Annotated in this window: 11 protein-coding genes and 1 pseudogene; 7 read left to right on the forward strand and 5 right to left on the reverse strand. The window is 67.0% G+C overall.

Annotation, left to right across the window (positions count from 1 at the left end; genetic code table 11):
• The first annotated feature begins 3 nt into the window (after positions 1-3).
• Positions 4-993 carry a transglycosylase family protein gene (locus VGG53_RS23640; protein WP_331520554.1) on the forward strand — a complete coding sequence of 330 codons (990 nt, stop codon included), beginning with the start codon at positions 4-6 and terminating at the stop codon, positions 991-993.
• A 39-nt stretch (positions 994-1,032) separates the two neighbouring features.
• On the opposite strand, the gene VGG53_RS23645 is transcribed toward VGG53_RS23640, so the two are convergent.
• A complete protein-coding gene (locus tag VGG53_RS23645; protein WP_331520555.1) occupies positions 1,033-1,233 on the reverse strand; it encodes a hypothetical protein in 201 nt (66 codons plus the stop codon).
• Positions 1,234-1,364: 131 nt separating this feature from the next.
• Here VGG53_RS23645 and VGG53_RS23650 point away from each other — a divergent pair, with 131 nt between their 5' ends.
• On the forward strand, positions 1,365-3,614 hold the full coding sequence (locus VGG53_RS23650; protein ID WP_331520556.1) for a helicase-associated domain-containing protein: 2,250 nt from the start codon (positions 1,365-1,367) through the stop codon (positions 3,612-3,614).
• A gap of 30 nt (positions 3,615-3,644) precedes the next feature.
• Complete coding sequence (locus VGG53_RS23655; RefSeq protein WP_331520557.1) at positions 3,645-5,294, forward strand: DNA repair helicase XPB; 1,650 nt, start codon at positions 3,645-3,647, stop codon at positions 5,292-5,294.
• Between the two features lie 9 nt (positions 5,295-5,303).
• Here the strand turns inward: VGG53_RS23655 and VGG53_RS23660 are convergent, their stop codons facing one another.
• The gene (locus tag VGG53_RS23660) at positions 5,304-6,449 is read right to left on the reverse strand and encodes a thiolase family protein (protein ID WP_331520558.1); all 1,146 of its coding nucleotides are present in this window, start codon (positions 6,447-6,449) and stop codon (positions 5,304-5,306) included.
• 14 nt (positions 6,450-6,463) lie between these two features.
• Positions 6,464-6,877, reverse strand: a complete 414-nt coding sequence (locus VGG53_RS23665) for a Zn-ribbon domain-containing OB-fold protein (RefSeq protein WP_331520559.1) — start codon at positions 6,875-6,877, stop codon at positions 6,464-6,466.
• A gap of 179 nt (positions 6,878-7,056) precedes the next feature.
• On the opposite strand from VGG53_RS23665, the gene VGG53_RS23670 reads away from it, so the two are divergent.
• The 4 genes from VGG53_RS23670 to VGG53_RS23685 are packed head-to-tail and all read left to right on the forward strand — an operon-like array spanning position 7,057 to position 9,937.
• Entirely contained in the window at positions 7,057-7,872 is an 816-nt protein-coding gene (locus VGG53_RS23670; protein WP_331520560.1) for an ABC transporter permease, read from the forward strand.
• Positions 7,869-8,606 carry an ABC transporter ATP-binding protein gene (locus VGG53_RS23675; RefSeq protein ID WP_331520561.1) on the forward strand — a complete coding sequence of 246 codons (738 nt, stop codon included), beginning with the start codon at positions 7,869-7,871 and terminating at the stop codon, positions 8,604-8,606. Before VGG53_RS23670 ends, VGG53_RS23675 begins: the two co-directional genes overlap by 4 nt.
• Positions 8,603-9,625: an ABC transporter substrate-binding protein gene (locus VGG53_RS23680; RefSeq protein WP_414689046.1), complete on the forward strand. Its 1,023-nt coding sequence runs from the start codon at positions 8,603-8,605 to the stop codon at positions 9,623-9,625. The genes VGG53_RS23675 and VGG53_RS23680 overlap by 4 nt, the downstream gene beginning before the upstream one ends.
• Before the next feature lie 18 nt (positions 9,626-9,643).
• Positions 9,644-9,937 (forward strand): putative quinol monooxygenase, encoded by a 294-nt coding sequence (locus tag VGG53_RS23685; RefSeq protein WP_331520562.1) that lies wholly within the window; start codon positions 9,644-9,646, stop codon positions 9,935-9,937.
• Here VGG53_RS23685 and VGG53_RS23690 read toward each other — a convergent pair.
• Together VGG53_RS23690 and VGG53_RS23695 are read right to left on the reverse strand one after the other, a co-directional pair.
• On the reverse strand, positions 9,934-10,923 hold the full coding sequence (locus tag VGG53_RS23690; RefSeq protein WP_331520563.1) for an LLM class F420-dependent oxidoreductase: 990 nt from the start codon (positions 10,921-10,923) through the stop codon (positions 9,934-9,936). The two genes, VGG53_RS23685 and VGG53_RS23690, sit on opposite strands and share 4 nt — an antisense overlap.
• An 11-nt stretch (positions 10,924-10,934) precedes the next feature.
• Positions 10,935-11,246, reverse strand: a pseudogene (locus tag VGG53_RS23695) (TetR/AcrR family transcriptional regulator); the annotation flags it as partial.

An 11,246-nucleotide genomic window follows, 5' to 3' on the forward strand; every position in this document is an offset into this window, starting at 1 on the left:
GGTATGAGTGGACGTCATCGTAAGCCCACCACGTCAACCGTCGGCGTCGCCAAACTGGCCTTTACCGGCGCAGTAATAGGCGGCGGTGGCATCGCGCTCGCCGGCCACGCCGCCGCGGCGCCCGACAGCGAATGGGACCGCGTCGCCGCCTGCGAGTCGGGCGGCAACTGGGGTATCAACACCGGCAACGGCTACCAGGGCGGCCTGCAGTTCTCGCGGGGCACCTGGGCCGCCCACGGCGGTGGTGAGTTCGCCTCGGCAGCCAACCAGGCCACCCGGGACCAGCAGATCGCCGTCGCCGAGCGGGTGCTGGCCACTCAGGGCCGCGGCGCCTGGCCGGTGTGCGGTCGAGGGCTTTCGGCGGCCAGCCCGCGCAACGTCCTTGCTGACGCGCACGCACCGGAGCCCGCACCCCCCGCCGAGCCCGCGGCATTCGAACCCCCGTTGCCTCCGCCACCGGCCGATCCTCCGCCCCCAGCTGACCCCGCACCACCCGCCGAACCGCCACCCGCCGAGCCGGCCGCGGTCGAGGCACCGCCACCACCCCCGGAGCCACCCGCACCCCCGGCCGAGCCAGTTCAAGCCGAGCCGGCCGCCGTCGAGGCGCCCGCTCCCGCGGATGCACCACCGCTGCCGGAGCCACCTGCACCCCCGGCCGAACCAGTCCAAGCCGAGCCGGCCGCCGTCGACGCACCGCCACCGCCGCCGGAGCCACCCGCACCCCCGGCCGAACCGGTCCAGGCCGAGCCGGCCGCGGTCGACGCACCGCCACCGCCGCCGGAGCCACCCGCACCCCTGGCCGAACCGGTCCAGGCCGAGTCGGTCGAGGTCGAGGTACCCGCCGATGGGCCGCAGGAAGTTCATCAGGCCGATGCCGTCGCGCAGTGGACCGTGGCGCCACAGAACCTGGACCCGAGCTATCTCCAGGATCTGCTCAAGGCCATTCAGTCGCAGAACGTGAGTGGCAACCCGGCGCTGTCCTCCCTCGCCTAGACGGCGCCGGCAGGACGCCGCGAACGGCGGGTGATCCGCTCAGCGGTTGACGTCGGTGACCGGATGCACGTAGGGCAGCTCGTCGGCAGGCAGCGGGAAGATCACGTCGCCGAACGGCGACAGTGCGCCGGTTCGATCCGTCGCGAGTTCGCTCACGGCAAGGTCGTCGGGGTTCGTCGTCGGCCAGCCGTTGTCGACGTACGGGGTCTTCTGCGCCTTCTTGCCAGCGTTGTCAGCCACGCGCTCCATTCTGACAGGTTCCGCGCGACGACGAAGGCCCGGCCGGCCCGGCTCTCCGATTCCCGTCGACCCGGCTCACCCGCCGTCGGCTGGGAAGACTCACTCAACCGGCTGCTTTACGCTGGTCAGCAATGACCGAACACACCCCGGGCATCCCGCTGGGGTCCTGGCTGGCCGAGCTGCCCGACGACCGGTTGATCCGTCTGCTGGAGCTGCGGCCCGACCTCGCCCAGCCGCCACCGGGCAGCATCGCCGCGCTGGCCGCGCGGGCTCAGGCTCGCCAGTCGCTGAAGGCTGCCACCGACGAGCTGGACTTCCTGCGGCTGGCGGTGATCGACGCACTTCTGGTGCTGCAGGCCGACACCGCGCCGGTGCCCGTCGCCAAGCTGCTCACGCTGATCGGTGAGCGGGCACCCGAAGCCGACGTCCGAGACGCTCTCGACGACCTGAAGGAACGCGCGCTGGTCTGGGGCGACATCGAGCTGCGCGTGGCTGCCGATGCCGCGGGCGGCCTGCCCTGGCACGTCGGGCAGGTGACCCTGGAAGATGCATCCCAGAGCTCAGCGCAGATCGCCAAGCTGATTGACGGACTCGACGAGCCGCAGCGAGAACTGCTGGACAGGCTGCTGGAAGGCTCCCCGCTGGGGCGCACCCGCGATGCCGCACCCGGGGCGCCCGCGGACCGCCCGGTTCCGCAACTGCTCGCGGTCGGACTGCTGCGGCGGATCGACGCGGACACGGTGATTCTGCCGCGCCACGTCGGGCAGGTGCTGCGCGGCGAGGCGCCCGGGCCGGTGCAGCTGGCCGCGCCGGATCCGGTGGTGTCCACCACCACTTCTGCCGACGCAAACGCCGCTGCCGGCGGCGCAATCATCGACCTGCTGCGCGAACTCGATGTGCTCCTCGAAACACTAAGCGCGGCACCGATTTCTGAGCTGCGCAGCGGCGGCCTAGGGGTCCGTGAGGTCCGGCGGCTGGCCAAAGTCACCGGTGTCGACGAAGCCCGGCTGGGGTTGATCCTCGAACTGGCCGCCGCTGGGGGGCTGATCGCCAGTGGCATCCCCGACCCTCCACCGGCCGCCGGTGAACCGCCGTACTGGGCGCCAACCGTTGCCGCCGACCGGTTCACCGAGGCGCCCACCGCCGAGCGATGGCACCTGCTGGCCACCACCTGGCTTGACCTGGCAGCCAGGCCCGCGTTGATCGGCAGCCGCGGCCCTGACGCCAAACCTTATGCAGCGCTGTCGGATTCGCTGTACTCGACCGCAGCCCCGCTGGACCGTCGGCTCCTGCTGGACATGCTGGCCGGACTGCCGGCCGGAGCCGGGGTGGACAAGAACACCGCGTCGGCGGCATTGATCTGGCGACGGCCGCGCTGGTCCAACCGGCTACAGCCCGTGCCGGTGGCCAACTTGCTGGACGAAGCGCAGACGCTCGGCCTGGTGGGCCGCGGTGCGATCAGCACGCCGGGCCGCGCGTTGATCGGCGACACCGACGACCGGGACGCGATCGCCGCCATGGCGCGTGCCCTGCCCCCGCCGATCGATCACTTTCTGGTGCAGGCCGATCTGACCGTCGTAGTGCCCGGCCCGCTGGAACGTCACCTGGCCGAGGAACTTTCGGCGGTGGCCACCGTCGAGTCCGCGGGCACAGCAATGGTGTACCGCGTCAGTGAACCGTCCATCCGCCACGCTCTCGATATCGGCAAAACTGCCGACGAATTACATTCACTCTTCCGCAAGCACTCGAAAACGCCTGTGCCGCAAGGCTTGACATACATGATCGACGACGTCGCGCGTCGGCACGGTCAACTCCGGATCGGAATGTCCACGTCTTTCGTGCGATGCGAGGACCCGACGCTGCTCGCCCAGGCTGCGGCCAGCGCCGAGCATCTCGGCCTGCGGGTGCTGGCACCGACGGTGGCGATATCGCAAGCCCCGATCGGCGAAGTGCTCGCGGCCCTGCAAGACGCCGGCTTCGCCCCGGCCGCCGAGGACTCCACCGGCACCATCGTCGACATCCGGGCCCGCCGAGCGCGCGTTCCTGTCCCGCAGCGGCACCGTCCACACCGACCAATGCCGCACCCGAGTAACGAAACGCTCAGCGCGGTGGTCGCGGTGCTGCGCAAAGTCACCACCGCGCCGTTCGGCGGTGTCCGGATCGATCCGGCGGTGGCCATGTCGCTGCTGCAGCGGGCCGCTCGACAGGACGAGACGGTGCTGATCAACTACGTCGACGCCGCCGGGGTGGCCACGCAGCGGGTGATATCGCCGATCACGGTAGCCGGCGGTCAGCTGGTGGCGTTCGATTCGGCCTCCAGTCGCGCCCGTGAGTTCGCCATCCACCGCATCACCTCGGTGATGTCGGCCGACGACAGATAATGGGAGATATGACGAACGGTAAAGAGCTCAATGTCTGACGGACCGTTGATCGTGCAGTCGGACAAGACGGTGCTGCTCGAAATCGACCACGAACTCGCCGGCGCGGCGCGTGCGGCCATCGCTCCGTTCGCCGAACTGGAACGCGCACCCGAGCACGTGCACACCTACCGGATCACACCGCTGGCGCTGTGGAATGCGCGCGCGGCAGGCCACGACGCCGAGCAGGTCGTCGACGCCCTGGTCAGCTTTTCCCGCTACGCGGTTCCGCAGCCACTGTTGGTCGACATCGTCGACACCATGGCCCGTTACGGTCGGCTGCAACTGGTGAAAAGCCCGGTCCACGGGCTGACCCTGGTGAGCCTGGATCGCGCGGTGCTCGAGGAAGTGTTGCGCCACAAGAAGATCGCACCGATGCTCGGTGCCCGCATCGACGATGACACCGTTGTCGTGCATCCCAGTGAGCGGGGTCGGGTCAAACAGATGTTGCTCAAAATCGGGTGGCCTGCCGAGGATCTGGCCGGCTATGTCGACGGCGAGGCGCATCCGATCAGCTTGGCGCAGGACGGCTGGCACCTGCGCGACTACCAGGAGATGGCGGCCGACTCGTTCTGGGCGGGCGGCTCGGGCGTGGTGGTCCTGCCATGTGGCGCCGGCAAGACGCTCGTCGGCGCGGCCGCGATGGCGAAGGCCAGCGCGACGACACTGATTCTGGTGACCAACACCGTCGCGGGACGTCAGTGGAAACGCGAACTGATCGCCCGAACGTCGTTGACCGAGGAAGAGATCGGCGAATACTCGGGCGAACGCAAGGAAATTCGGCCGGTCACGATCGCGACCTATCAGGTGATCACTCGTCGCACGAAGGGCGAATACCGCCATCTGGAGCTGTTCGACAGCCGCGACTGGGGGCTGATCATCTACGACGAGGTGCACTTGCTGCCGGCACCGGTGTTCCGGATGACGGCCGATCTGCAGTCTCGGCGACGGCTTGGGTTGACCGCGACGCTGATCCGCGAGGACGGCCGCGAGGGCGACGTGTTCTCGTTGATCGGCCCGAAGCGCTATGACGCACCGTGGAAAGACATCGAAGCCCAGGGCTGGATCGCCCCGGCGGAATGCGTCGAGGTGCGGGTCACGATGACCGACAGCGAGCGGATGATGTACGCCACTGCCGAGCCCGAAGATCGCTACAAGCTGTGCTCGACTGCGCATTCCAAGATCGCGGTGGTCAAATCGATCCTCAGCCGCCACCCTAACGAGCCGACCCTGGTGATCGGCGCCTACCTGGATCAGCTCGAGGAACTGGGCAGCGTGCTGGGCGCCCCGGTGATCCAGGGATCGACCAAGAACGCCGAGCGCGAGGCGTTGTATGACTCGTTCCGCCGCGGCGAGGTGAGCACCCTGGTGGTGTCCAAGGTCGCGAACTTCTCCATCGATCTGCCGGAAGCTTCTGTTGCAGTGCAGGTTTCGGGCACCTTCGGCTCGCGCCAGGAGGAGGCGCAGCGACTCGGCCGGCTGCTGCGACCCAAGGCCGGCGGCGGCGGCGCGATCTTCTATTCGGTGGTGGCCCGCGACAGCCAGGACGCCGAGTACGCCGCGCACCGACAGCGCTTTCTCGCCGAGCAGGGCTACGGCTATGTCATCCGCGACGCCGACGACCTGCTGGGACCGGCGATTTAACGAGCGCAGTTAGAGCGACAGGATGGTCGCCGACGCGGTCCCGGGTGCGCCGTACACCTGCGCCAAACCGACGCGCGGGTTGCCGGGCACCTGCCGCTCGCCGGCCTCGCCGCGTAGCTGTCGGACCAGCTCGTGCACCTGGCGCAGGCCCGAGGCACCGATCGGCTCGCCGTTGGCGATCAGCCCGCCGTCGGTGTTGACCGGAATCGAGCCGTGGATCTCGGTGGCGCCGTCGGCCACCAGCTTTTCCTGCTCTCCGTCAGCGCATAAGCCGGTCTCGGCCATGTGGATCACTTCGGCGCCGGCGTCGGTGTCCTGCAGCTGGGCGACGTCGACATCTTCGGGCCCGATGCCCGCGGCCTCGTAGGCGGCTTTGGCCGCGTACACGGTGGGCGAGAAGTCCTCGTCCACCGGCGCGAACGTCGCGTGCACCTCGTACGCGCCGAAGGTCCGGGTGCGGATCTCACTGGCACGCACGTACACCGGTTTGTCGGTGAACTTGTGCGCAATGTCCGCGCGACACATGATCACCGCCGCGGCGCCTTCGTCGGGTGCGCAGAACATGTACTGCGTCAGCGGGTAATTCAGCACGGTCGAATTGAGGATCTGGCCCTCAGGAATTGGCTTGCGGCGGAAAGCATTCGGATTGATCGCGCCGTTGCGGAAGTTCTTCGCTGCGACCTTGGCCAGGGTGGCCTGCGAGATGTTGTGGTCGTGGAGGTACTTGTTGGCCTTGATGCCGAAGAACTTCGTGGTGACGAACTGCCCGTTGTTGGCATACCACTGCGGCAGCGCCAGCTTGGCAGGGTCGTCGGTGAACGCACCTCGCGGGTGCTTGTCCAGCCCGATCGCGATGCCGATGTCGTACTTACCCAGCCGGATGGTGTCGGCGGTCTGCTGGATGGCGCTGGCCGCGGTGGCGCAGGCATTGAACACGTTGGTGAACGTAATGCCGGTCAGCCCGACCAGACGGGTCACCGCATCGGGGTTGGACACCTCGTGGCTGCCGCCGAAGCCGAACTGGATGTCTTTCCATGCCACGCCGGCATCTTTCAACGCGAACTGGATGGCTTCGGCACCCATCTGCATCGCGGTCTTCTCGAACCGGCCGAATGGGTGAAGGCCCACGCCGATGATGGCGACATCACTGGTCATTTCAAGCTCTCCTGCTAGACCGGCTGGAACGCGAACGTGACGATCTCGTCGCCGTCCGCATCGGTGGCGAACGGCACCATGGTGAGCTGCACTTGCTGGCCGAATTCCAGCTTGGCCGGATCGTTTTCAGTCAGCCGGCCCTCGACGCGGATCACGTCACCGAGCTGAACCAGGCCCACCCCGAACGGCACGAAATCGTCTCCGGTCGGACCGGCGTACGGGGCTCCGGGCGGGAAGCCCTGCGTGGTCCACGCGACCAGGGTTCCGCTGCGCGGCAGCAAGTGCTCTGACATCGACGAACCGCTGCACCGAGGGCAGAGCTCCTGCACCGGGAAGGTGGTGGCACCGCAGTCGCCGCATCGGCTTCCGATCAGCTGCGGGTTGTCATCAGGCCAGGTAGAGATGCTGGGATCGATTGCCTTCTGCATCGAGGGACCCTCCGTCGGCCGCCGCTACGATAATGCGCTGACCAAACCGTACAACAGCGTTCGATAAAAGTGGAAACCGCATTCTCATTGTCGTTCGCCGCGCCTGATCCGGAGCGGTTTTCCCTTCACACGGAGTCAAACCCTTCAGCGCGACGGCCACGTCTGCCAGCGTCTTCGCAATGGTGGGTGGTTCGGCCCAGACGGTCGCCGATGCCGCGGCGACGCCGACGGTCGGCGGTATTTGGGATACCCACCGGTGGAGCATCCTGCGGTGGTCGTCGCCGGTGCTGCTCGTCGTGTTGTGGCAACTGTTCAGCGCCACCGGGCTCATTCCGGGTGACGTCCTGCCGGCACCGCAGCTGATCTTCGATGCCGGGCTGCAACTGATCCAGAACGGAAAGCTGGTCGAGGCTCTCGAGGTGTCCGGTCTGCGCGTCATCGAGGGCCTGCTGCTCGGCGGCCTTGTCGGGGTCGCCCTGGGTGTGGCCGTCGGGCTGTCGCCGTGGGTTGAGGCCACCGTCGATCCACCCCTGCAGATGTTGCGCGCGTTGCCGCACCTGGGATTGATTCCGCTGTTCATCCTCTGGTTTGGCATCGGCGAACTGGCCAAAGTGAATCTCGTCGCGCTCGGGGTTGCTTTCCCGCTATACCTCAATACCTTCTCCGCGATTCGGCAAGTCGACCCCAAGCTGCTGGAAACTGCTGATGTTCTTGGCTTTTCACTCAGGCAGCGACTGCGCACCATCCTGTTGCCAAGCGCCGCCCCACAGGTGCTGGTCGGACTCCGGCAGTCGTTGGCGATCGCGTGGCTGACGCTGATCGTTGCCGAACAGATCAACGCGGACAAGGGCATTGGCTTCTTGATCAACAACGCGCGCGACTTCCTGCGGATCGACATCATCATCTTCTGCCTGGCCGTCTATGCGTTGTTGGGCATCATCACCGACGCAGGCGTCCGGACACTGGAACATCGAGCCTTGAGGTACCGCACATGACCGTGACGTCCGAACGGCAAACCACCGTCGTCGCCAAGCTCAGCAACGTCAGCAAGTTCTACGGCAACCGGCGCATCCTCGACGACATCTCGCTGGAGGTCCGGGCGAACGAGATCGTCGCGTTGGTCGGGCGCAGCGGATGTGGCAAGTCGACTGTATTACGGGTCCTGGCAGGGCTTTCCGACGACCACGGCGGTCAGCGCGAAGTCAGCGGCGCACCCGCGGTCGCCTTTCAGGAACCGCGGCTCTTCCCGTGGCGCGACGTGCTGACCAACGTGCAGTACGGACTCAACCGCACCACGCTATCGCGCGATGCGGCGCGGGCGCGTAGCGAGCTGGCCCTGGCCGAGATCGGCCTCACCGACCACGCCCAGGCCTGGCCGCTGACGCTGTCCGGCGGTCAGGCGCAACGGGTTTCGCTGGCACGCGCCCTGGTGGCCGAACCGCAACTGCTGCTGCTCGATGAGCCGTTCGGCGCGCTGGACGCGCTCACCCGGCTGTCCATGCGGGCGTTGCTGCTCGACCTGTGGCGCAGGCACGGGTTCGGCGTCCTGCTGGTCACCCATGACGTGGACGAGGCGATCGAACTGGCCGACCGGGTACTGCTCCTCGAGCATGGCCGCGTCGCCCACTCCATCATCATCGAATCTCCGCGGCCCACACCGTCGGAGCGCACCGGCCGGCATGACGAATATCGGTCCGAGCTTCTCGACAAGCTCGGCGTCAGGCATTGACAGCTAAGGCTTTGCAGCGCACTGCCTTTCACCTCGGCATCGTGCTGGTACTGACCGCCGCCGTGACTGCGTGTGTCTCCCGAACTCAGGGACCGCAGCCCATCGGGGTGCCGGCGGCCGTGCCGCCCGCGGAGCTGGCCGGACTGACCCTGCACGTCGGCGACCAGAAAGGCGGAACCGAAGCGCTGCTGCGCGCCGCCCACGCCCTGGACGGCCTGCCGTACCGCGTGGAATTCTCCACGTTCACGTCGGGCCCGCCGCAGATCGAGGCGTTGAACGCGGGCCGCATCGATTTCGCGATCACCGGCAACACGCCTCCGATCTTCGGCGCGGCGGCCAACTCCAAGACCCGGGTGGTGTCGGCGTGGGACGGCGCGGGGTCCGGTGAGCAGATCCTGGTGCGCACCAATTCGCCGATCGCGACGGTTCACGATCTGACTGGCAAGACCATCCTGGTGGCCAGGGGCAGCGCCGCCCACGCCAACGTGCTCGAGCACCTGGCCGATGCAGGGCTCAAGCCGAAAGACGTCAAGCTGGTGTTTCTGCAGCCCGCCGACGCGCTGTCGGCGTTCGCCAACGGACAGGGCGACGCCTGGGCGATCTGGGATCCCTATACGGCGCAAGCCAATCTGACGCTGAAGGTGCGCAGTATCGGATCCGCGGACAACGGCTACCAGTTCGGCAGTGCGTCGGTGAAGGCGCTGACCGACCCGAAACGCAATTCGGCGTTGTCCGATCTGCTGGTCCGTTACGGACGAGCGGCACAGTGGTCACGGGCCAACTCCGAGCAATGGGCCGAGAAATATTCAGCCGCCGTAGGTTTGAACGTGACCATCTCCGCGCTGGCACAGAGCCGGATCCGGCGGTTGCCGGTGCCGCTCGATGACAAGGTGGTCACCGCCGAGCAACGGCTCGCTGAGCTGTTCGCGACCGCGGACCAGATTCCGGAGGCGCCCGACTTCGTCAAATGGGTCGACCGTAGGTTCAACCGTGTGCTCCCGGTGAGCAGCACGACCTGACGACACGAGGAGATGACGATGACCGTCACGGTGACGCTGGAACTCAGATTCAAGCCCGACGAGGTCGCCGCGGGGCGCGAGCTGATGGGCCGGGTATTGCAGGACACCCGTGCGTTCGAAGGCAACGTCCGAACCGATGTGCTCTTCGACGAGGACGACGAGGCGCATTGGCTGATCTACGAACTCTGGGAGACGGTCGAAGCCGACGAGGCCTACCGCGCCTTTCGCGCCGGCGAGGGCAAGATCACGCAGCTTCCTCCGCTGCTGGCCGCGCCCCCGGTCAAGACGCGTTACCTCACCAGCGACGTCTAGCTCAGCGCCGGAATGACTTCGCGCTCAAACAGTTCGACCCCGGACCGGTCGTAGGCGGCTTCGGGGAGATAGCAGATCACATACTCACAACCGAGGTCGCGTAGTTTCTGCAGCCGCTCGACCACCTGTTCGGTGGTGCCGACGGCCGAATCCGGTCCGCTGGTTCCGTCGAGCATCGCGTCGGCGGCCGACTCGGGGACGTAGCCGACCAGGCGATCGCGGATGCGCTGCAGGCGGTCTTTGACGCCTTTCTCCGAGGCGTCCACGATGGCGTTGACATTGACCGAACGGACGATGGCGCCGAAGTCGGTGCCCACGTCGCGGCAATGACCGGCGAGCACATCGGACTTGTGCGCGAATCCGGCGGGCTCGCCGGTGAAGTTGGTGTACTGCGCATACTTCGCCGCGATCCGCAGCGTCTTCTGCTCGCCGCCGCCGGCGATCCACAGCGGAATCCCATTGTCCTGCAGCGGTGTCGGTGCCACGATGGCACCATCGACCTGATAGTGCCTGCCGGTGAAGCTGACTTTCCCGTCGCGCCAGGCGTCGCGCATGATCTGGACGCCTTCGTCGAGTCGCCCCAATCGCTCGCCGGCGGACGGAAAACCGTAACCGTATGCGCGCCACTCGTGTTCATACCAACCACCGCCGATACCCATCTGGATGCGGCCACCGGAGATGATGTCAGCCGTCGCAGCTACTTTGGCAAGGTAGGCGGGATTGCGATAGCTCATCGCCGTGCACATCTGGCCAAGTTTGACCCGCGATGTGGTCGCCGCATACGCCGACATCAGCGACCATGCTTCATGAGTGGCTTCGCCGGTCGGCATCGGCACGGTGTGGAAGTGGTCGTAGACCCACACCGAATCCCACGCACTGTCGTCGGCGTAGGCAGCCAGGTCGCGCATCACCGCCCAGTGCTTGTCGACGTCAATGCCGACCAGATCCAGCCGCCAGCCCTGCGGGATGAAAAATCCGAATCGCATAGGTTGGGACTCTAGCCCGACGACGTTTGGTCGATGCCCAGGGCGGCCAGCGCTCCCTCGACGGCGGCGCGCCGCAGTTTCGCGTACGGGGTGTCCGGGAATTGGAAACAGCAGTCCTGCAAGCCACCGAAGGCGATCACCGCGCGGGTTGACTGCTCGAGCGTGGGACGCCGACCGAAAACCAGCTTGCCCAGCCGGTCGCGCCAGGCAAGCAGTTGATCGATCAGGCCGAGATCGGCGAGCGTCGTCAACTCGGCAACCACCAACACCAGATCGCCGCGGTGCGCAAAGTGATAGTCGAAGTACCCCTCCAGCAATCCACG

The organism is Mycobacterium sp. (genome assembly GCF_036490025.1).
GTDB lineage: Bacteria > Actinomycetota > Actinomycetes > Mycobacteriales > Mycobacteriaceae > Mycobacterium.